General features: G+C 54.9%; 19 protein-coding genes. 2 read left to right on the top strand and 17 right to left on the bottom strand.

Annotated elements, in window-relative coordinates; translation table 11 throughout:
- Positions 1-76 precede the first annotated feature (76 nt).
- Positions 77-496 (bottom strand): hypothetical protein, encoded by a 420-nt coding sequence (locus LZ634_RS04390; RefSeq protein WP_414467729.1) that lies wholly within the window; start codon positions 494-496, stop codon positions 77-79.
- Between the two features lie 285 nt (positions 497-781).
- Here LZ634_RS04390 and LZ634_RS04385 point away from each other — a divergent pair, with 285 nt between their 5' ends.
- Positions 782-1,432, top strand: a complete 651-nt coding sequence (locus tag LZ634_RS04385; RefSeq protein WP_234502576.1) for a LysE family translocator — start codon at positions 782-784, stop codon at positions 1,430-1,432.
- 22 nt (positions 1,433-1,454) lie between these two features.
- Here the strand turns inward: LZ634_RS04385 and LZ634_RS04380 are convergent, their stop codons facing one another.
- Complete coding sequence (locus LZ634_RS04380; RefSeq protein ID WP_234502574.1) at positions 1,455-2,342, bottom strand: LysR family transcriptional regulator; 888 nt, start codon at positions 2,340-2,342, stop codon at positions 1,455-1,457.
- Positions 2,343-2,454: 112 nt separating this feature from the next.
- On the opposite strand from LZ634_RS04380, the gene eamB reads away from it, so the two are divergent.
- Positions 2,455-3,042: a cysteine/O-acetylserine transporter gene (eamB, locus tag LZ634_RS04375; protein WP_234502572.1), complete on the top strand. Its 588-nt coding sequence runs from the start codon at positions 2,455-2,457 to the stop codon at positions 3,040-3,042.
- Positions 3,043-3,145: 103 nt separating this feature from the next.
- On the opposite strand, the gene LZ634_RS04370 is transcribed toward eamB, so the two are convergent.
- The 15 genes from LZ634_RS04370 to lrhA all read right to left on the bottom strand — a co-directional run bounded on the left by LZ634_RS04370 (position 3,146) and on the right by lrhA (position 20,230).
- Positions 3,146-3,511, bottom strand: coding sequence for a hypothetical protein (locus LZ634_RS04370; protein ID WP_234502570.1), 366 nt, complete (start codon positions 3,509-3,511; stop codon positions 3,146-3,148).
- Positions 3,512-3,700: 189 nt separating this feature from the next.
- A complete protein-coding gene (gene nuoN, locus LZ634_RS04365; RefSeq protein WP_234502568.1) occupies positions 3,701-5,158 on the bottom strand; it encodes an NADH-quinone oxidoreductase subunit NuoN in 1,458 nt (485 codons plus the stop codon).
- 6 nt (positions 5,159-5,164) lie between these two features.
- A complete protein-coding gene (nuoM, locus tag LZ634_RS04360) occupies positions 5,165-6,694 on the bottom strand; it encodes an NADH-quinone oxidoreductase subunit M (protein ID WP_234502566.1) in 1,530 nt (509 codons plus the stop codon).
- Positions 6,695-6,795: 101 nt separating this feature from the next.
- Positions 6,796-8,637, bottom strand: a complete 1,842-nt coding sequence (gene nuoL, locus LZ634_RS04355) for an NADH-quinone oxidoreductase subunit L (protein WP_234502565.1) — start codon at positions 8,635-8,637, stop codon at positions 6,796-6,798.
- The gene (gene nuoK, locus LZ634_RS04350) at positions 8,634-8,936 is read right to left on the bottom strand and encodes an NADH-quinone oxidoreductase subunit NuoK (RefSeq protein ID WP_052284921.1); all 303 of its coding nucleotides are present in this window, start codon (positions 8,934-8,936) and stop codon (positions 8,634-8,636) included. Before nuoK ends, nuoL begins: the two co-directional genes overlap by 4 nt.
- Positions 8,933-9,487 (bottom strand): NADH-quinone oxidoreductase subunit J, encoded by a 555-nt coding sequence (gene nuoJ, locus LZ634_RS04345; protein ID WP_234502562.1) that lies wholly within the window; start codon positions 9,485-9,487, stop codon positions 8,933-8,935. Before nuoJ ends, nuoK begins: the two co-directional genes overlap by 4 nt.
- Before the next feature lie 11 nt (positions 9,488-9,498).
- Complete coding sequence (nuoI, locus tag LZ634_RS04340) at positions 9,499-10,041, bottom strand: NADH-quinone oxidoreductase subunit NuoI (RefSeq protein WP_052284919.1); 543 nt, start codon at positions 10,039-10,041, stop codon at positions 9,499-9,501.
- Positions 10,042-10,055: 14 nt separating this feature from the next.
- Complete coding sequence (gene nuoH / locus LZ634_RS04335) at positions 10,056-11,033, bottom strand: NADH-quinone oxidoreductase subunit NuoH (RefSeq protein ID WP_234502561.1); 978 nt, start codon at positions 11,031-11,033, stop codon at positions 10,056-10,058.
- Positions 11,030-13,756, bottom strand: a complete 2,727-nt coding sequence (nuoG, locus tag LZ634_RS04330) for an NADH-quinone oxidoreductase subunit NuoG (RefSeq protein WP_234502560.1) — start codon at positions 13,754-13,756, stop codon at positions 11,030-11,032. The genes nuoH and nuoG overlap by 4 nt, the downstream gene beginning before the upstream one ends.
- Positions 13,757-13,788: 32 nt before the next feature.
- Positions 13,789-15,126: an NADH-quinone oxidoreductase subunit NuoF gene (nuoF, locus tag LZ634_RS04325; protein ID WP_234502559.1), complete on the bottom strand. Its 1,338-nt coding sequence runs from the start codon at positions 15,124-15,126 to the stop codon at positions 13,789-13,791.
- Positions 15,126-15,626 (bottom strand): NADH-quinone oxidoreductase subunit NuoE, encoded by a 501-nt coding sequence (nuoE, locus tag LZ634_RS04320; protein WP_234502558.1) that lies wholly within the window; start codon positions 15,624-15,626, stop codon positions 15,126-15,128. Before nuoE ends, nuoF begins: the two co-directional genes overlap by 1 nt.
- Positions 15,627-15,628: 2 nt before the next feature.
- On the bottom strand, positions 15,629-17,434 hold the full coding sequence (gene nuoC / locus LZ634_RS04315; protein ID WP_234502557.1) for an NADH-quinone oxidoreductase subunit C/D: 1,806 nt from the start codon (positions 17,432-17,434) through the stop codon (positions 15,629-15,631).
- 92 nt (positions 17,435-17,526) lie between these two features.
- Positions 17,527-18,201, bottom strand: a complete 675-nt coding sequence (gene nuoB, locus LZ634_RS04310) for an NADH-quinone oxidoreductase subunit NuoB (protein ID WP_052284914.1) — start codon at positions 18,199-18,201, stop codon at positions 17,527-17,529.
- 15 nt (positions 18,202-18,216) lie between these two features.
- Positions 18,217-18,663, bottom strand: a complete 447-nt coding sequence (gene nuoA, locus LZ634_RS04305; protein ID WP_052284913.1) for an NADH-quinone oxidoreductase subunit NuoA — start codon at positions 18,661-18,663, stop codon at positions 18,217-18,219.
- Positions 18,664-19,288: 625 nt separating this feature from the next.
- Entirely contained in the window at positions 19,289-20,230 is a 942-nt protein-coding gene (gene lrhA, locus LZ634_RS04300) for a transcriptional regulator LrhA (RefSeq protein WP_234502556.1), read from the bottom strand.
- Positions 20,231-20,698: the final 468 nt, after the last annotated feature.

Genomic DNA, 20,698 nt, shown 5'->3' with positions numbered 1-20,698 from the left:
CGGATATTCTAAGGCTACGCGTTCGATCTCAGGCGATCTCACTCATCGCCTGAGATCTATTAAATGTCATTTTCTGTTAGTCGATAGTCACACCAACCACTTTGCGGCTATCCACATCCTGGTTGAGGAAGGCATTGAATCCGGCCTTCTGGAACGTCACACCGTCTTTACCCACTCGCTTCCATCCCTGTTGGGTCATCACCTTAATCGCTTGAGCGAGATCCTTATCGCGAACCTGCGGCAATATTTCCGCCTGCACCGCCCGTGCTGCCTCCGGGTCCGCTTTGCCGTGGCGCTGGCTCGCTTGTGGCTGTGCGGCAGCCTGATTCTGCGCTTTTGACTTATGGATATCGCAGCCATTGCCGTCGGTTAGCTGCGTACAGCCCGAACGTTCAAGCTGGGCACGATAGGCTTCGCTGATAGCGTGCGCCGGGAGTACGGTAAAACCCGCCAGCGTGGTGGCAGCAAGAATGACCATCGCGATCGTTTTTTTCATCATGGACCCTGTCTTCATCTCGTTTGACGCGGGGAGAAGCATCAAGCGTAGCTCCCCACATAGCGTCTGTTATCACCCATTATCCCTGACGGTTGACCTTGCCTGAACTGAGCGTCATTTCAGGCCCTGTAATATGGGGGATGCGGCATCGTTGATACGTTGACGTCTATCAAGAATAGATGACACATTCCGCACGGTTCAAATGAGGCAACGCTAAATCTGATTATTCCTGCCCGGCTGAAATTGCGGTAACGTAGCTAACCTCTTCCCTTTTGGCTCACCCGTATGCCCACGACAGAAACATTCCTCACTTTCCTCGTCGCCTTAGCCCTGCTGGAGATCTCGCCCGGCCCCGACATGATGCTCACCATCGCGCGCGGCATTGGTCAGGGGCGACGAATCGCGCTGCTGACCGTGCTCGGCAACGTCTTTATTGCAGGCACGATTCAGGTTTCGTTTCTGGTCTTCGGGCTGGTGGCCGCCGTCCACGCCTGGCCGCTGGCGCTGGACGTCCTCCGCTGGGTGGGTGCCGCTTACCTGATATGGCTCGGCGTCAAGATGCTCGCGACCTCAGGGGCCGACACGCGGATCGGCAAAACCGTCAAAATATCAGGCCGAAGAGCGGTTAAGGAAGGGGCGATTAACAGTCTGACCAACCCCAAATCGCTGCTGTTCATGTTCGCCTTTCTCCCACAGTTTGTCGACCCGGCCGTCGGCCCTATCTGGCTACAGCTGCTTATTCTTGGCAGCATTCAAAAACTGGCCGGCATCCTGTCGCTGGGGTCGGTCGCCCTCGCCTCAGGCACCTTCGGCAACTGGCTTAGCCAGCATCCGGGCTTTTTAAAATGGCAGGAGCGATTCACCGGTGTGGTGATGATTGGGCTGGGTATTCGCATGCTGTTTAGCGGCGGTATGCCGCAAAACTCAGTGAAGTAAGGGCCTGGCTGCGGCCAGGTATTCAGGTTGTACTTTCACCCAAACATTCACGCATACAGTCGATAAAGATTTTCATCGCTGGGCTGACGGTTCTGTCGGCATGATAGGCGCAGAGCGCGGTAATGGACGGCGGATTGGAAGAAAAAGGCAGCGCTTTGAGTTCGCCGGACTCCAGTTCCTGTGCCACGCTAAAGTATGGCAAGAATGACACTCCGAGATTACTGGCCACGCATCGTTTAATGCTCTCAATGCTCCAAAGCTCAATGGTGTTCTCCAGCGTTATTTTTCGCTCACGCAGCGTGGATTCGAATATTTGCCGGAAGATGCACTGTGGCTCATTGATAATAAAACTGACCGGAATGTGCTGCTCTACCCTCGTAAAATCAAAATCTTCGAGCTGCGCAGAGGCAACCAGCACTAACTCCTGCTGGCCAAAATATTCCATGTGAAGCGCATCATCGTGCCCTACCCGATAAAAAACGCCCAAATCAGTATTATCGGCAAGCAGGGAATCCCGGATGGAATAACAGTTTACCGACTGCAAAGACAGCCGAACTTTTGGTGCTTTAAGCCGAAATAACCTCAGCACTTCCGGCATTTTATAAGCCAGTAGCGTCTCGCCGACCATTATCCGTAAGTCTCCCGCGATCTCTTCCTCACTGGCAGAGATCTCACGGATCCCTTCCAACACGCGCGTTAACTCCCTCACTTTTGGCAGCAGCAGTTTTCCCGCCGGCGTCAGCACCATGCGACGGCCGACTTTTTCGAATACCGGGTATGAGAGTTCCTGTTCCAGCTGTTGGATCTGGAAGGTGACGGTCGATTGCGTGCAGCACAGCTTGCGGGCAGCCTGCGCAAAAGACCCCTCTTCCACAATCGTTTTAAAGGTGATGAAACGCCGCAAATCCATAAAGCCACTCCGCATTAAACACATCGAAAAATTAGAAGTGAGAGATTGAAAACATTCGCTTTTTTGAATGTATATCGCTGGCTAATATGCGCTGACAACAAGGAGAATACAAGTGACACCAACAATAATCAGTGGCTTTCTCACCTATACATTAATCACTGCGCTGACCCCCGGCCCCAATAATATTCTGGCGCTAAGTTCAGTGAACCAACATGGTTTTCGCCGCAGTTTGCGCGTGCTGGCAGGAATGAGCGCTGGCTTTTTGGCGCTTATGCTCATCTGTGGCGTTTTTACCTATACGCTTATCAGCGTACTTCCTTCCCTCACGCATTGGCTGGTATGGGTTGGCGCGGCCTATATTCTGTGGCTCGCGTGGAAGATAGCCAATAGCTCACCGGCTACTGATGACAGCAGCGAAAGGCCCCTGAGTTTTTGGTTGAGCTTCTGGCTTCAATTTGCCAACGTGAAAATTATTCTGTACGGCATTACGGCGCTCTCCGCCTTCGTGCTGCCGTATACGCAGAATATTCTCTCCGTGACCGCGGTCAGTATTCTGCTCGCCGTTATTGGCTGTCTGGGGAATCTGGTGTGGGCATTAGCCGGCCATCTGTTCCAGTCGATTTTTCGCCAATATGGTCGGCTGGTTAATCGGGTGCTGGCCCTGTTACTGATTTACTGTGCCGTCAGGATGTTTTTCTAAAACGGTCTATAAGCACAACCATCAATATTTTCCATCGCCAAACCAGGTAGCCCGTAGTCACTCTGCGGGCTATTTTGCGAAAAATAAGCGACATAGAATTAGCTTAGGGCGTGTAATCCAACATGATAAATTTGCCGCGAATTTCGGCCGGTGCGTCGGGATATTCCACGTTATCCAGCGCTATTAAGGCGGCTTCACAGGTTTTCGTTTTCGTGTGATTAAGCGCGATGACAGTGGTGACATTTCCCTTCTTATCCATCATCAAACCCAGCGGACACGTCGTTCCTTTCAATGTCTCATACCCTTGCGCATAGTCATTTATGGCTTTACTCAATGACATCGCATAATTCTGGACGTCTTGCGAGTCCTCTTTCGAGACAAACCAATACTCTTTGACAACCTGTGGGCGAGCCTGAGCCATAGGAACCAGCGAGACAGATAAAAGAATAAGAAACAGTAGCCGCATCATGCTTTACAGTGCCTTTTTGAATTTAGGTTGAAAGGCGATTATTCGTGATTATGTATAAAAATCAATAACCCCTATTATAACTAGTGGCAGACACATTCGGGGCAGAGAAGTCCCCTGCGCCCTATTCCCATCTTAACCCCATAAAAAAACCGCCGATAAATCGGCGGTTTTTTCTTAGAGCCACATCGCTTACATCAGTGGCATCGCTTTTTGCACAATGCTAATCAGCGGCTGCGGATAGATACCCAGCACCAGCACCAGCAGCGCCGAAATCAGCACCACGATACCGCCGGCGCTGTACTGCCAGTTCGACGGTGCATCGCGGTTAGGTTTTTCCGGAGCAGACAGATACAGGCTCACGGCCACGCGCAGGTAGTAGTACAAACCAATCGCGGAGCCCACAACCACGGCACCGACCAGCCACCACAGATGCGCCTGAACACCGACTGCCAGCACGTAGAATTTACCGATAAAGCCCAGCGTCATCGGGATACCGGCCAGAGACAGCATCATCACGGTCATCACCGCGGCCAGAATCGGACGGTGCCAGAACAGGCCACGGTAAGCAAACAGCGACTCGGCATCCGGGCCACGGTATGGGCTGGACATCAGGCTCACCACGCCAAAGGCGCCGAGGCTGCTGAACAGGTAACCGGCCAGGTAAACACCGACGGTCTCCATCGACATCTCACCATTTTGCAGCGCAATCATCGCCACCAGCAGGTAGCCGAGGTGGGAGATAGACGAGTAGCCGAGCAGACGTTTGATATTGGTCTGGCTAAGCGCCATCAGGTTACCGAAGATGATAGAGGCGAAGGCGATAAGGCCCAGCACCACGCGCACCGCTTCACTGTCGCCCACCGGAGCGTACAGGAACAGACGCATCACCACGGCGAAAATCGCAATCTTGCTGGCGGTTGCCAGGAAGGTTGAAACCGGCGCAGGCGCACCCTGATAAACATCCGGGGTCCACAGGTGGAAAGGCACCAGCGAGAGCTTGAAGCCCAGGCCGACAATCATCATACCGAGGCCAGCCAGCAGCAGCGGTTCGTGCAGCATGTTATCGCCGAGGCTCTTACCGAGCGCGACGAAGGACAGGTTGCCGGACTGCGCGTACAGCAGCGCCATACCAAACAGCAGGAAGGACGATGCAGCTGCGGACAGAATGGTGTACTTGATGCTCGCTTCCAGTGAACGTTTCTGGCGGAATGCATAGCCCACGAGGCCAAACAGTGGCAGAGAAATCAGTTCAATACCGAGGAACAGCGCCGCCAGGTGGTTAGCGTTCGCCAGCAGAATACCGCCGAGAGCAGCAATCAGCACCAGCAGGTAGAACTCTTCCCGGTTATCGGTATAACCCTCAAGCCACGGGTAGGCAAAGGTACAGGTGGCAAGACTCGCCAGCAGCACCAGCCCGGTGTAGAACATGGCATACGCGTCAACGCGCATCAGCGGCGTGACGTCCATTGCGCCCGCCTGGCCAACAAACCAGAGCGAAACCAGCGCGGCGTTAAGCCCAATGACCGACAGCGTGGCATTGAGGAAGTGATTGCGTCGCCACGCAATGGAGAGCATCACAACCACCACCGTCAAGCCGACGATCAGCAGCGGTAACAGCGCGATCAGTTGTTGTGGAGTTATTGTCATGGCGAATTACGGCCTTGTAGTTGGAACAGAATTAACAAACCACTGCTGGATGTTACTCATCGCAGAATGTGACGTGTCCAGGATAGGCTGCGGGTAGAAGCCCAGCAGAACCAGAAGCACGACCAGCAACAGGACGATAAACAGCTCACGCAGCGACATCCCTGGCAGTTCTTGTGCCGCAATTTCACTTTTCGCTTTACCGAAGTAAGCGCGGTGCAGCATTGCCAGCGAGTAAACGGAGGCAAAGACCAGACCGAAGGTTGAAATCACCGTAATCACCGGAACCACTTTGTAGCTGCCGAAGAGGATCATAAATTCGCCAACGAAGTTACCGGTCCCCGGCATCCCCAGCGTGGCAACGGCGAAGAACATGGACAGCGCAGGCAACCATTTAATTTTGCTCCACAGACCGCCCATCTGACGCATATCACGCGTATGCAGACGCTCGTACAGCTGACCGCACAGGATGAACAGGCCCGCAGCCGACAGGCCGTGAGCAATCATCTGAATCACCGCGCCCTGGTACGCCAGCTGGCTGCCGGTGTAGATAGCAATCAGCACGAAGCCCATGTGGGAAACGGAGGTGTAAGCAATCAGACGTTTAATATCGTACTGGGTGAACGCCATCCATGCGCCGTAGAAGATACCGATAACGCCCAGCCACATCGCGATAGGCGCGAATTCGGCGGAAGCATTCGGGAACAGCGGCAGCGCAAAGCGCAGCAGACCGTAGGCCGCGGTTTTCAGCAAGATACCGGCGAGGTCAACGGAACCCGCGGTTGGTGCCTGGGAGTGCGCGTCTGGCAGCCAGCCGTGCAGTGGAACCACCGGCATTTTCACCGCGAAGGCGATGAAGAAGCCCAGCATCAGCAGATATTCTACGCCGTGAGACATTGGCGTTTTCAGCAGGTCTTCGTAGTTGAAGGTCCATACGCCAGTTGCGCCGTGGTGAACAAACACCAGGCCCAGAATGGCAATCAGCATCACCAGACCACTCGCCTGGGTGTAGATGAAGAACTTGGTCGCCGCCGTGATACGCGTTTTACCGTCAGAGGCTTTGTGGCCCCACAGCGCTATCAGGAAGTACATCGGTACCAGCATCATCTCCCAGAAGAAGAAGAACAGGAACATGTCGATGGCCAGGAACACGCCGATAACGCCGCCCAGGATCCACATCAGGTTGAGGTGGAAGAAGCCCTGATATTTCTGGATTTCACGCCAGGAACAGAGTACCGCCAGCACGCCCAACAGCCCGGTCAGCACCACCATCAGCAGCGACAGACCGTCGAGCGCCAGGTGCACGGTGATACCAAAGCGCGGGATCCACGGCAGAATAAACTCAGACTGCCACTGCGGCAGGCCTGCGGATTGAGTCAGCGAATAGCCCCCCTGCAACCACAGTTGCAGAGACAGCGCCAGCGTCAGTCCCATGGTTATCAGCGCAATCCAGCGCGGCATCTTCACGCCAAAGCGTTCAGTCTGCCAGCAGAGGAAACCGCCGATAAAGGGAATCAGTATTAGCCAGGGTAATAACATGGCAATTCATTTCCTTATTCATCTATCCGGTGGCAACGACGCCAGCCGGAACAGGAAAACAGCACGACATTTTCATGGGGAGGAAATCCCTCCCCAACGAATTAACGCAACACCATCAACAGCGCCAGAACCACCACGGCACCAATGCTCATCGACGCAACGTACCAGCGCAGATATCCGTTCTCGCTCATCACCAGGCCTTTGCCTGCAAAGCGGGAGAGAATCGCCGGAAGGTTCATCAACGCATTGAGCGGATCGCTCTTCAGCAGCCAGGCAATGCCCAGGAACGGCTTAACGAACACTTTGTCGTACAGCCAGTCGAAGCCCCAGGCGTTATACCACCAGGTGCCCAGCAGACGGCCCGGCGCGCTATTAGCGATAGAGGTCACCAGCGTACGTTTGCCCAGCCACAGCCATGCTGCAATCAGGATACCGGCAATCGCCACCACACCGGAGGTGATTTCCAGCGTCAGCACGCGACCGTGCTCAAGCTCGGTGGTGGCTGGCAGTACGCCGTGCAGCGGTGGCACAATCATCGCGCCGATAAAGGTCGACAGCACCATCAGCACAATCAGCGGCAGGTGATGAGTAATCCCCTTCCCTGCGTGGGCGTGAATCTGCTCTTTCCCGTGGAAGACGATAAAGATCATCCGGAAGGTATACAGGGAGGTCATAAACGCACCGACCAGACCGGCAACCATCAGATTGATATGACCGTTGGCCATTGCACCCGCAAGGATTTCATCTTTACTGAAGAAGCCCGCGGTAATCAGCGGCAGCGCGGACAGCGCGGCACCACCGACCAGGAAGCAGGCATACACCAGCGGAATCGACTTACGCAGGCCGCCCATCTTGAAGATGTTCTGCTCGTGGTGGCAGGCAAGGATGACCGAGCCGGACGCCAGGAACAGCAGCGCTTTGAAGAACGCATGCGTCATCAGATGGAAAATCGCCGCATCCCACGCCTGAACGCCCAGCGCCAGGAACATGTAGCCAATCTGGCTCATGGTGGAGTACGCCAGAACGCGTTTGATGTCGGTCTGTACCAGTGCGGCAAAGCCTGCCAGCACCAGCGTAATCGCCCCGACAATCCCAACCAGATGCAGTACTTCCGGCGTCAGCAGGAACAGGCCATGAGTACGAGCAATCAGGTAGACACCAGCAGTTACCATCGTCGCGGCGTGGATCAGCGCAGAAACCGGCGTTGGGCCAGCCATTGCGTCCGCAAGCCAGGTCTGCAACGGCAGCTGCGCCGATTTACCGACCGCACCGCCCAGCAGCATCAGGGTTGCCCACATCAGCATGTCATTACCCGCAGCGAAGTGCGCCGGCGCCAGTTCAACCATCTCGCGGAAGTTCAGCGTGCCCAGCTCGTTGTAGAGAATGAACAGCGCGAACGCCAGGAAGACGTCACCGACACGGGTCACCACGAAGGCTTTCATCGCCGCCGCGCCATTCTTCGGATCGGTGTAGTAGAAACCGATCAGCAGATAGGAGCACAGGCCCACGCCTTCCCAGCCGAGGTACATCAGCAGCAGGTTATCCGCCAGCACCAGCACCACCATGCTCGCGATGAACAGGTTGGTGTAAGCGAAGAAGCGGGAGTAGCCCTCTTCACCGCGCATGTACCAGGAGGCGAACATGTGGATCAGGAAGCCTACGCCGGTAACAACGGACAGCATGGTCAGCGACAGGCCGTCCAGCACCAGGTTGAAGCCGATGTTGAAATCACCGACCGACATCCACGTCCACAGCGGCAGGCTAAATGCCTGTTTGCCGTTGGCGAAGAAGTCCATGCCGACAAACGCGGTAACCAGTGCAGACAGACCAATCGACCCCATACCGATGGTGGCGGACAGGTTTTCCGACCAGCGTCCACGGGAGAAGGCCAGCAGGACAAAGCCGATTAATGGGAAAATAATGGTTAAGGCAAGCATGTTCATCCGCGCAACTCACTTACTGAATCGATGTTCAGGTTCTGGCGGCGACGATGGAGCTGCAGCAGCAGCGCCAGGCCAATACTCGCTTCCGCAGCCGCAAGAGTAATGGCGAGGATATACATCACCTGACCATCGGTCTGGCCCCAGTAGCTGCCGGCGACCACGAAGGCCAGCGCGGCGGCGTTAATCATGATTTCCAGCCCAATCAGCATAAACAGCAGATTGCGGCGGATAACCAGACCGGTCAGCCCGAGAACGAAGAGTATCGCGGCGAGGATCAGTCCATGGGTTAAGGGGATCATGCGTGCTCCTCCGTTTTTCTTTTCGCGCTATCGCCTACGCGATTGCTCAGCACTTCGCCCGCACGGTCTTCACGGCCGAGGTGGAAGGCCACTACCAGACCCGCCAGCAGCAGCATTGACGCCAGCTCAACCGCCAGAACGTATGGCCCGAACAGCGCAATACCCACTTCTTTGGCGCTAATCGCGTTACCGTCAATACCCTGGTCGTTAATGCCGAGGATGGCATACACCATCACCGCCAGCAGCACGGCGGAAAGAATCGCCGGGCCAATCCAGATTTGCGGCTTCAGCCACTGACGTTCCTGGGCGATTTCAGCCCCGCCCAGGTTCAGCATCATCACCACGAAGACGAACAGCACCATGATGGCACCCGCATACACGATGATCTCCAGCGCACCGGCGAAATACGCGCCCAGCGAGAAGAACACCCCGGCAATCGCCAGCAGCGAGATGATTAAGTACAGCAGTGCGTGTACCGGGTTAGTGTGCGTAATCACTCGCAGCGTCGCGAGGACAGCAACAAGGCCACAGATATAAAAAGCGAATTCCATTGCCCCTCTCCTTACGGTAACAGGCTCTTGACGTCGATAGGCTTGGCTTCGTTCTCTGCTTCGCCCTTATCTTTGCCGTCGATTGCCATACCCGCCATCCGGTAGAAGTTATATTCCGGGTATTTGCCCGGACCGGAAATCAGCAGATCCTCTTTTTCGTACACCAGGTCCTGACGCTTGTATTCACCCAGTTCAAAGTCCGGGGTTAACTGAATCGCCGTGGTTGGGCACGCTTCTTCACACAGACCGCAGAAAATGCAGCGCGAGAAGTTAATGCGGAAAAACTCCGGATACCAGCGGCCGTCTTTGGTCTCTGCTTTTTGCAAAGAGATACAGCCTACCGGGCAGGCTACCGCGCACAGGTTACAGGCTACGCAGCGCTCATCGCCGTCCGGGTCGCGCGTCAGCACGATACGGCCACGATAGCGCGGCGGCAGGTAGACCGGCTCTTCCGGGTACATTTGCGTTTCACGTTTAGCGAACGCATGCAGGCCGATCATCCAGATACTGCGTACCTGGGTACCGAAACCTACGATAATATCTTTTAAGGTCATGGTCTCATCGCCCCTTATGGCTGCTGCCAGAGAATGACAGCCGCCGTTACCAGCAAGTTGATTAGCGTCAGCGGCAGGCACACTTTCCAGCCGAAGGACATTACCTGGTCATAACGCGGACGCGGTAATGAGGCGCGAATCAAAATGAACATCATCATGAAGAACGCCGTTTTAATCGCGAACCAGATGAATGGTGGTAAGAACGGGCCTTGCCAGCCGCCGAAGAACAGCGTCACGATAAGCGCCGACACGGTAACAATACCGATGTATTCACCGACGAAGAATAGACCGAACTTCATGCCGGAATATTCAATGTGGTAGCCATCGGCCAGCTCCTGCTCGGCTTCCGGTTGGTCAAACGGGTGACGGTGACACACCGCTACGCCCGCAATCGCAAAGGTCACAAAGCCGAAGAACTGAGGAATGACGTTCCACAGGTGTTCCTGGTTATTGACGATGTCGGTCATATTGAATGAACCGGCCTGCGCCACCACGCCCATCAGGGAGAGGCCAAGGAACACTTCGTAGCTCAGCGTTTGCGCGGAAGCACGCATCGCCCCCAGCAGGGAGTATTTGTTGTTGCTCGACCAGCCGGCGAACAGCACCGCGTACACCGCCAGACCCGCCATCATCAGGAAGAACAGGATCCCGATGTTGAGGTCGGCGACCACCCAGCTTGGGCTGACCGGCACAATGGCGAAGGCCAGCAGCAGCGAGGTGAAAGCGATAACCGGTGCCAGAGTAAAGATCATGCGGTCCGAGAATTTCGGGACCCAGTCCTCTTTGAAGAACATTTTGATCATGTCGGCCACCAGCTGGAGCAAACCGCCCCAGCCGACACGGTTTGGCCCGTAGCGGTTCTGGAACAGACCCAGCAGGCGACGTTCGCCGAAGCTCATGAACGCACCGCAGGTGACGACCACCAGCAGGATGACCACGGCTTTGATGATGCTAATCAGGATCTCAATCAGATCCGGCGTTAACCAACTCATTGCTGTGCCTCCTGCAGATTTTCAAGACGCGCGCCCGCCAGTACAGGAGCAATGCCCGGCATGCCCATCGGCAAACCAACCTGCCCTGCCACCAGCCCGCTGGAAATCACCAGCGGCAGCGTGACCGTCTGACCGTCGTAGCTGAACGCCATCTTCGCACCCGCATTCACGCCAAGCGCCGCGGCATCTGCCGGGTTGAGCTTGAGGTAAGGCTGCGGCATACGCGTCTGGAATACCGGTGCGCGCTGTGACATTTCGTCGCTGCCGAACAGGTGATAGTACGGTGCCACGCGCCATTTGCCCGCTTCCGCCTGGAAGCTTGCCGGTACGGTGGTGAAGTAATCCAGACCGTTTTCCGACGCTTCAATCAGACGGACGCCCGGGTCACCGTGACGCAGTTTACCGCCCACTTCAGCCTGAAACTTGTTCCATGCCTGCGGGGAGTTCCAGCCTGGAGCCCATGCAAATGGGATCTGCGAGCGCGGTGCGTCCGGCTGATTGTTCCCTTCCATCGAGAAGGCGAACATGGTGTCTTTATCCTGCGGCTGGCGCGGTTCGTGCACGCTGATATTGGCGCGCATTGCCGTACGACCGCTGTAACGGTGCGGTTCACGTGCCAGTTTCTGGCCGCGAATACGGAACGACGCATCCGGTGCAGCATCTTTAATGCCAGCCAGCTGCGGCAGCGCAGCAACGGCAGCATCAATCACGTGATCCAGCTGAGTCCAGTCAACCTGACGGTTTTCCAGGGTGCTGTGCAGCGAGTGCAGCCAGCGCCAGCTTTCCAGCATGATGGTTTTGCTGTCGTAGTAGCTTGGGTCATAAACCTGGAAGAAGCGCTGTGCACGGCCTTCGTTGTTAATCACCGTACCGTCGCTTTCCGCAAAACTTGCTGCCGACAGCACCAAATGCGCGTGATCCATAATCGCCGTGCGCTGATGGTCAATGACCATCACCAGCGGCGCTTTGTCCAGCGCGGCATTCACGCGGCTAGCGGAGGCGTGACGGTGCAGGTCGTTTTCCAGCACGATAACTGCATCAGCGGCACCGCTTTCCAGCTCGTTCAGCGCGTCATCAAGTGAACCGCCGCCAATCATGCCGAGACCGACGCTGTTCACCGCGCGGGCAATCATGGTGACGCCAACGTCTGAACCGCGAGCCTTCAGCGCTTTCGCCACGTTTGCGGCAGCCTGAATCACCTCAGCGCTACCGGCGTTAGTACCGGAAACAATCAGTGGTTTCTTCGCCCCGGCCAGCGCCTGGACGATAACGTCGATTTTGCCCTGCAGGTCGCGGTCAATGCCGTCGACTGCCGGTGCACTGTCATCCAGCGCGTGCGCAATCGCGAAGCCTAAACGCGCCTGATCTTCTACCGGTGCGCGGTAAGTCCACGCGGCGATATCGTCCAGACGGGTGTCATCGACGTTGGTCACAAACAGCGGATGTTTGGCACGCTGGCCGATGTTGAGGATTGCCGCAATCTGCCAGTCAGCCACTTTCTGGGCCGCCGCCATTTCGCGCGCTTTACCTTTCACCGCCTGGCGAACCGCCAGCGCAACGCGAGCACCGGTCTGAGTAATGTCTTCACCCAGCACCAGCACCGCATCGTAAGATTCAATATCACGCAGCGCAGGCGTATGAATACCGCCATCACGCAGCACTTTCAGCGCCAGTTGCAGACGTTCCTGCTCACCTTTGGCGATACCGGTGTAGAAGTTATCCGCACCCACCAGTTCGCGCAGCGCGAAGTTGCTCTCAACGCTCGCACGTGGAGAACCGATACCAATCACTTTCTTCGACTGACGCAGAATATCCGCCGCGCCCTGCATCGCCTGTTCGGCGTTGAGGGCTATCAGATCGTTACCACGACGTTGAACCGGCTGACGCGGACGGTCTTTCAGGTTCACATAGCCATAGCCGAAACGGCCACGGTCGCAGAGGAAGTAGTGGTTGACGGTACCGTTATAACGGTTTTCGATACGACGCAGCTCACCGTAGCGCTCGCCCGGGCTGGTGTTACAGCCAATGGAGCACTGCTGGCAGATGCTTGGCGCAAACTGCATGTCCCACTTACGGTTGTAGCGCTCGGAGTGCGTTTTATCGGTGAATACGCCGGTTGGGCAGATTTCAACGAGGTTACCGGAGAATTCGCTCTCCAGCGTACCGTCTTCCGGACGACCGAAGTAGACGTTGTCGTGCGCGCCGTACACACCCAAATCGGTGCCGTCTGCGTAGTCTTTGTAATAACGCACGCAGCGGTAGCAGGCGATGCAGCGGTTCATTTCGTGAGAGATGAACGGCCCCAGATCCTGGTTACGGTGGGTACGCTTAGTAAAGCGATAGCGACGGAAGCTATGACCGGTCATGACGGTCATATCCTGCAGGTGGCAGTTGCCGCCCTCTTCACAGACCGGACAGTCGTGCGGGTGGTTGGTCATCAACCACTCCACCACGCTTTCGCGGAACTGTTTTGCTTCTTCGTCATCAATAGAAATAAAGGTGCCGTCAGATGCCGGAGTCATACAGGACATCACCAGGCGACCACGCGTGTCTTCCGCGTTTTGATATTGCTTCACCGCACACTGGCGGCAAGCACCGACGCTGCCTAGCGCCGGGTGCCAGCAAAAGTATGGAATATCAAGGCCGTGAGAGAGACATGCCTGCAGCAGGTTGTCCGCCCCATTAACCTCGTATTCTTTGCCGTCTACATGAATCGTAGCCATTAGCGTGCTTCCAAAATAAATAAATCTTTAGATTACCAGCGCGTCTTAAGCAGGTTCGGCTGAATCCCATGAATAGCGTGGGTGTTGCTGAACTGCTGCTTAATGCCTGCCTCGAATTCGTCGCGGAAATATTTAATTGCGCTCTGCAGCGGTTCCACCGCGCCAGGCGCATGCGCACAGAAGGTTTTCCCCGGGCCTAAGAATCGACACAGTTGCTCAAGTGTCTCGATATCGCCAGGCTGGCCTTCACCCCGCTCAATAGCGCGCAGAATTTTCACGCTCCACGGCAGACCGTCGCGGCACGGCGTACACCAGCCGCAGGACTCGCGGGCGAAGAACTCTTCCAGGTTACGCACCAGGCCCACCATGCCAATTTCATGGTCAACGGCCATCGCCAGTGCGGTCCCCAGACGGCTACCCGCTTTACCGATGCTTTCAAACTCCATCGGCAGGTCAAGGTGCGCTTCGGTCAGGAAGTCGGTCCCCGCACCGCCCGGCTGCCAGGCTTTAAACTTCAGGCCATCACGCATGCCGCCCGCGTAGTCTTCAAGGATTTCACGTGCGGTGGTACCAAATGGCAGCTCCCACAGGCCCGGATTTTTCACGCGGCCAGAGAAGCCCATCAGCTTGGTGCCAGCATCTTTGCTGGTAGAAATGTTCTGATACCACTCAACGCCGTTGGCCAGAATCGCCGGGACGTTACACAGGGTTTCCACGTTGTTGACGCAGGTCGGTTTACCCCATACGCCGGAGCTTGCCGGGAACGGCGGCTTTGAACGTGGGTTGGCGCGACGGCCTTCGAGGGAGTTAATCAGCGCGGTCTCTTCGCCGCAGATGTAACGCCCTGCCCCGGTGTGCACGAACAGTTCGAAATCGAACCCGGTGCCCATGATATTTTTGCCAAGCCAACCGGCTTCGGTGGCTTCGGCAATGGCGCGGCGCAGGTGCACAGCCGCTTCAATGTATTCACCGCGCAGGAAGATGTAACCGCGGTACGCTTTCAGCGCAAACGCGGAAATCAGCATGCCTTCCACCAGCAGGTGCGGCAGCTGCTCCATCAGCAAACGGTCTTTATAGGTGCCCGGCTCCATTTCATCGGCGTTACACAGCAGGTAACGGATGTTCATGGATTCGTCTTTCGGCATCAGGCTCCACTTCAGACCGGTGGAAAAGCCCGCGCCGCCGCGCCCTTTCAGGCCAGCGTCTTTTACCTGGTTGACGATTTCGTCCGGTGCCAGTCCGGTCAGCGCTTTACGCGCACCTTCATAGCCGTTTTTGCTACGGTATTCATCCAGCCATACCGGCTGTTTGTCATCGCGCAGACGCCAGGTCAGCGGATGCGTTTCGGGAGTGCGGATCACGGTTTTCATTATTTATACCGCTCCAGTAGGTCAGGAATGCCCTCCGGGGTCAGATGCGCGTGAGTGTCCTCATCGATCATCATGCTCGGCCCTTTATCGCAGTTCCCCAGACAGCAGGTCGGCAGCAGCGTAAAGCGACCGTCGAAAGTCGTCTGCCCCGGTTTGATGTCGAGTTTTTTCTCAAGCGCAGCCTGAATGCCCTGGTAGCCATTGATGTGGCACACCACGCTGTCGCAGTAGCGGATCACGTGACGGCCAACCGGCTGGCGGAAGATCTGGCTGTAGAAGGTCGCAACGCCTTCAACGTCGCTTGCTGGAATATCCAGTAAGCCGGCGATCGCGTGGATCGCGCCGTCCGGCACCCAGCCACGCTGTTTTTGAACGATCTTCAGCGCTTCGATGGACGCCGCACGCGGGTCTTCGTAGTGGTGCTTCTCGTGCTCAATGGCTTTACGCTCTACCGCACTCAGCTCAAAGGCCTCGGATTGTGGTTGTTGATTTTCGTGCATAATTAGCGGTCCACGTCTGACATAACAAAATCGATACTACCCAAGTGAACGATCAGATCGGACACCAGGCTGCCGCGCACCGCGACCGGGATCTGCTGCAAATGCGCATAGCTCGGTGTACGGATACGAGTACGGTAGCTCATGGTGCTGCCGTCGCTGGTCAGGTAGTAACTGTTAATACCCTTGGTTGCTTCCACCATCTGGAACGATTCCTGCGCCGGCATAACCGGGCCCCAGGAAACCTGCAGGAAGTGGGTGATCAGGGTTTCGATATGCTGCAGCGTGCGCTCTTTCGGTGGCGGCGTGGTCAGCGGGTGATCCGCTTTGAACGGGCCTTCCGGCATGTTTTTGAGGCACTGCTCAAGGATACGCAGGCTCTGACGCAGCTCTTCCACTTTCAGCATCACGCGGGTGTAGCAGTCGGATACGCCGCCGCCAACCGGGACTTCGAAGTCGAAGTTTTGGTAGCCAGAGTATGGACGCGCTTTACGCACGTCGAAATCAACGCCGGTCGCACGCAGCGCGGCACCGGTACAGCCCCAGTCCAGCGCTTCTTTCTTACCGTAGGCGGCAACGCCCTGCGAACGGCCTTTCAGAATGGTGTTACGCAGCGCGGCTTTCTCGTAGGAATCCAGACGCTTCGGCATCCAGTCGAGGAAGTCACGCAGCAGCTTGTCCCAACCACGCGGCAGATCGTGTGCTACGCCGCCGATACGGAACCAGGCCGGGTGCATACGGAAACCGGTAATCGCTTCAACCACGTCATAAATTTTCTGACGGTCGGTGAAGGCAAAGAAGACCGGGGTCATCGCGCCGACGTCCTGAATAAACGTCGAGATGTACAGCAGGTGGCTGTTGATACGGAACAGTTCAGAGAGCATGACGCGGATAACGTCAACGCGTTCTGGAACGGTGATCCCCGCCAGTTTTTCAACTGCCAGCACATAAGGCATTTCGTTCACGCAACCGCCGAGGTATTCGATACGGTCGGTATACGGAATGTAGCTGTGCCAGGACTGACGTTCGCCCATCTTCTCAGCGCCACGGTGGTGGTAGCCGATGTCCGGTACGCAGTCGACGATCTCTTCGCCGTCCAGCTGCAGGACGATACGGAATGCACCGTGGGAAGACGGGTGGTTAGGACCGAGGTTCAGGAACATGAAGTCCTCGTTCTCGGTGCTACGCTTCATGCCCCAATCTTCTGGTTTGAAGGTCAGCGCTTCCATTTCCAGATCCTGCTTGGCTTTGGTCAGCTCAAACGGATCGAATTCGGTGGCGCGTGCCGGGTAGTCTTTACGCAGCGGGTGGCCTTCCCAGGTCGGCGGCATCAGCAGACGCGTCAGCTGCGGGTGGCCATTGAAGGTAATGCCAAACATCTCCCAGGTTTCACGCTCATACCAGTTGGCGTTCGGGAAAAGTTTAGTGATAGTCGGCACATTCAGATCGTTTTCAGACAACGCCACCTTGAGCATAATGTCGCGGTTGCGGTCCATTGAGATCAGGTGATAGAAAACGGAAAAGTCCGCGGCAGGTAATCCATCGCGGTGTGTGCGCAGACGTTCGTCCATGCCGTGCAGGTCGAACATCATGACGTAAGGTTTCGGCAGCTTCTTCAGGAAATCGATAATTTCCAGCAGCTGTTCGCGCTTAACCCATACGACAGGTACCCCGGTGCGGGTGGCCTGAACGGTAAATGCATCCGGCCCAAAACGGTTGCGCAGTTCGCCGATGACCGGATCATCAAGATGATCGCGGGTTTGCCATGCAGCTACTTCTTGCGCAGTTAAATCGGTCATATTGTTCACCATTGCAAAAGGTCCGTGGTGACTGCCGGGCGTGGCTTCGCGCTGTTGTATGTTGATTTGCGAAGTAAAAAAATGCCACTGCCCGCAGGCGCAAATTAAATCTCGTCTGGAGAGCGGAGATTCGTCACAGCAATGCGTTCGCCGCGTTTACGCTCGCGTTCCGACTGCATGTTGGCGCGATAAACGCCCTGGTCGCCAACCACCCACGAGAGCGGGCGACGTTCTTTACCAATCGATTCCTGCAGCAGCATCAGCGCCTGCATGTAAGCTTCCGGGCGCGGTGGGCAGCCAGGAATGTACACATCAACCGGAATAAATTTATCGACACCTTGCACCACGGAGTAGATATCGTACATGCCGCCGGAGTTTGCACAGGCGCCCATGGAGATAACCCACTTCGGTTCCAGCATCTGATCATAAAGACGCTGAATAACCGGTGCCATTTTGGTGAAACAGGTACCGGCCACCACCATCAGGTCGGCCTGACGCGGAGAGGCACGCAGTACTTCTGCCCCAAAACGCGCAACGTCATGCACCGCAGTGAATGACGTCACCATTTCAACGTAGCAGCAAGAAAGGCCGAAGTTGTATGGCCAGATTGAGTTCTTACGACCCCAGTTGACCATGTCATGCAGCGCGTGTTCGAGTTTCCCCATATACACGCTTTTATTCACCTCTTGCTCCAGGGGATCGGTCACAATCTCCTGTTTTTGCAGGGGGTAACGGTCGTTCTCACCGTTAGGATCTATGCGGGTGAGCGTATAATCCATCTTATTGCCTCGCTTTTACTGCGTATTACGGTTAGTGACGCTGTCGGATTCTGGGTTAACCATCGTGCGGCGAGAACGCGCAGGCGTCCAATCGAGCGCGCCAATGCGAACGAGGTAAACCAGACCGGCCAGCAGCACAAATATGAAAATGGCGGCCTCAATAAAGCCAACCCAGCCGCTTTCGCGAATCGAGGTTGACCAGGCGTAAAGGTAAAGCGCTTCCACGTCGAAGATGACGAAGAACATGGCGACCAGATAAAACTTAGCCGACAGGCGCAGACGAGCGGTGCCAACAGAGTCGATACCTGACTCAAACGGGGTGTTTTTGCTTCTGGCGCGCGCGCGACCACCAAGGTACCAGCCGCCGATTAACATCAGGCAGCAAAGGCCAATGGCAATGATCAGAAAAATAGCGAATGCCCAGTGATGAGCGATGATTTCAGTGGATGTTGACATACGCATTGCTTAACCAAATAGGTAGCATTACCACCTCTGCTCTTACCGGCAGATGGACGCTACATGATTCATGGGGAGGATTAAAAAACCTACAAACAGCCCAATTCAAAACATAGACCGCAAAATGTTGAGGTTTTTTACTCCTTTCTATAACCTTTTGTCAACTTTAACAAAAGTTTCCTCACATTAGTTTACATCAAAAGCATTTCATTAACATTACGTGCCCTTTGATTCGATTCGCTTCAGTTCGCCTTACGGTTTACCTGTTGTTGAATCGTGTCCGTTTTGTAGCAATAACAAGAATAAGCCATCTATTTTGACAGGATTTTCTGATGATTCCTCCCCCCATTGAGGAGTATTTTCTTGATCTAAGACACGCTTTTGTTAATTCGACCCGAAAAACGGCAACAAACCATCCGTTTTTTTAACATTAGCAGCTGATGTGAGATTGCGTTTGATGATAACGCATTAGAATTGTGCATTAATGATAATTACATGATTATTATCACATTTTTGAATTTATTTTTTGGATTTAGCCACGAAAGCGCAAAAAAAGAACCGCAAACTGTGTTTTCTTCGTCTACGATTCTTTTTTGCACTTACATTTTGTTACTACATTTCGGTCACAATGTTAATCGAAATCCCTTTCATGTATAAGGGGATTATCCCCCTCTTCAGGGGTATATGTGCCCGTCTGCGGCCACGGCGCGAGACGCTGTACCTGGGACTGAAAAATCATCTGCGCCATTTCGTTTTCACTTTGCGGATTATAGGTCAGCATATACTCCGTTTCCGGTAGTTCAGGCATACCGTCAGCCTTACCTAATGCCCGGAGGTCGGGGCTCATCATTTCAACCGGACGTCCTGTGACCCCAAGACCCGCTTTTACTGCCGCACGAACGGCTGAAAGCGTAGAAGCCACGTAGGCCAGACGCCACGGCATCCCGACCGCATCCAGCGTTTTAATAATCGTATCGCGGAAAGGACTAGGGTTATCGAGCAGCACCAGCGGTACCGGATCTTCAGGGCGCAGCGTAAACTCAGCGGCGCAGTACCAAAGCGTAGGTGACGAGCGCAGGACTGTCGACTCAAAGCCTTCCAGCGGATGGGTGGTGAGTGCCAGATCCACTTCCCTGTTTTTCAACATATCCGCCATCACGTTGTGACGTTTAACCCGCACATCAAGTGCCAGCTTCGGATAAGCCGAACTGATCCGGTTTAATAAGAAAGGTAAAATGGTGTCGGCTGATTCATCTGACGAGCCCAACGTCAACTGCCCTTGCAGGGAGCTAAACATAAGCGATGTGCATGCTTCGTCGTTAAAACGCAAAATTTTCCGCGCATAACCCAGCAGCTGGATACCATGTTCAGTCAGCAACTTATTACGCCCGTGACGAGCGAAAAGCTCTTTGCCCACGAGTTGCTCCAGACGTTGCATTTGCTGGCTAACAGCAGATTGAGTACGACAAACCGCTGAGGCCGCTGCAGCAAACGTGCTCAGGTCAGCCACCGCGACAAAGGTTCTCAGCAGATCGAGATCGAGATTTAGTATCGGACGATTGGCATTTATCATATAAATCCACTTACAGGTTCGGAAACCGAACTGCCTTATTGATGCTGCACTCTAATAATACAAGCTAATCCTTTAATTTGTCTTTCACCTCATAGCGATGAATGACTGCCTGCTGAGTGTCAGTATTAAAAATTGTCTACCACTGCAAACAGTGACAGTTCCTTTTACAATATATCCTTTAGCCCTAAGGCTATTTATCTGGCTCCCGCTAAGCGGTATCCCGCGTAAGGAGTCGTAGATAACAATGCTGCTTTAACGCATCAGGGGGAAAACGGTGTTTTTAACTGAAGCCAATAAATCCAATAAGTAACATTACGTTACACCGCCCACACTGATAACCATCAGCAAAGATGGTCAATACAGTCGGTAAACGTCATAACATATTAACTGAAAACCATAAGCTTTATAAGCTTTAAGTAAGCTCATTCTTAAACAAGAAAAGGTTTAGAATCAAAACAATTTAAGGAT

The organism is Kluyvera intermedia (assembly GCF_021440345.1).
Lineage (GTDB): Bacteria > Pseudomonadota > Gammaproteobacteria > Enterobacterales > Enterobacteriaceae > Kluyvera > Kluyvera intermedia_A.
Note: the sequence above shows the minus strand (reverse complement) of the source record. Positions and strands in the feature narration are given on the sequence as shown.

What these genes read in the sequence shown, in the direction of transcription:
- LZ634_RS04380 (WP_234502574.1), bottom strand. Translation starts at nt 2,342, where the DNA reads ATGGATTTGCGGCGTTTCATCACCTTTAAAACGATTGTGGAAGAGGGG.
- nuoM (WP_234502566.1), bottom strand. Translation starts at nt 6,694, where the DNA reads ATGTTATTACCCTGGCTAATACTGATTCCCTTTATCGGCGGTTTCCTC.
- nuoG (WP_234502560.1), bottom strand. Translation starts at nt 13,756, where the DNA reads ATGGCTACGATTCATGTAGACGGCAAAGAATACGAGGTTAATGGGGCG.
- nuoE (WP_234502558.1), bottom strand. Translation starts at nt 15,626, where the DNA reads ATGCACGAAAATCAACAACCACAATCCGAGGCCTTTGAGCTGAGTGCG.
- nuoF (WP_234502559.1), bottom strand. Translation starts at nt 15,126, where the DNA reads ATGAAAACCGTGATCCGCACTCCCGAAACGCATCCGCTGACCTGGCGT.
- nuoN (WP_234502568.1), bottom strand. Translation starts at nt 5,158, where the DNA reads ATGACAATAACTCCACAACAACTGATCGCGCTGTTACCGCTGCTGATC.
- nuoH (WP_234502561.1), bottom strand. Translation starts at nt 11,033, where the DNA reads ATGAGTTGGTTAACGCCGGATCTGATTGAGATCCTGATTAGCATCATC.
- nuoK (WP_052284921.1), bottom strand. Translation starts at nt 8,936, where the DNA reads ATGATCCCCTTAACCCATGGACTGATCCTCGCCGCGATACTCTTCGTT.
- LZ634_RS04390 (WP_414467729.1), bottom strand. Translation starts at nt 496, where the DNA reads ATGAAAAAAACGATCGCGATGGTCATTCTTGCTGCCACCACGCTGGCG.
- LZ634_RS04385 (WP_234502576.1), top strand. Translation starts at nt 782, where the DNA reads ATGCCCACGACAGAAACATTCCTCACTTTCCTCGTCGCCTTAGCCCTG.
- LZ634_RS04370 (WP_234502570.1), bottom strand. Translation starts at nt 3,511, where the DNA reads ATGATGCGGCTACTGTTTCTTATTCTTTTATCTGTCTCGCTGGTTCCT.
- nuoI (WP_052284919.1), bottom strand. Translation starts at nt 10,041, where the DNA reads ATGACCTTAAAAGATATTATCGTAGGTTTCGGTACCCAGGTACGCAGT.
- nuoL (WP_234502565.1), bottom strand. Translation starts at nt 8,637, where the DNA reads ATGAACATGCTTGCCTTAACCATTATTTTCCCATTAATCGGCTTTGTC.
- lrhA (WP_234502556.1), bottom strand. Translation starts at nt 20,230, where the DNA reads ATGATAAATGCCAATCGTCCGATACTAAATCTCGATCTCGATCTGCTG.
- nuoB (WP_052284914.1), bottom strand. Translation starts at nt 18,201, where the DNA reads ATGGATTATACGCTCACCCGCATAGATCCTAACGGTGAGAACGACCGT.
- nuoC (WP_234502557.1), bottom strand. Translation starts at nt 17,434, where the DNA reads ATGGTGAACAATATGACCGATTTAACTGCGCAAGAAGTAGCTGCATGG.
- nuoJ (WP_234502562.1), bottom strand. Translation starts at nt 9,487, where the DNA reads ATGGAATTCGCTTTTTATATCTGTGGCCTTGTTGCTGTCCTCGCGACG.
- nuoA (WP_052284913.1), bottom strand. Translation starts at nt 18,663, where the DNA reads ATGCGTATGTCAACATCCACTGAAATCATCGCTCATCACTGGGCATTC.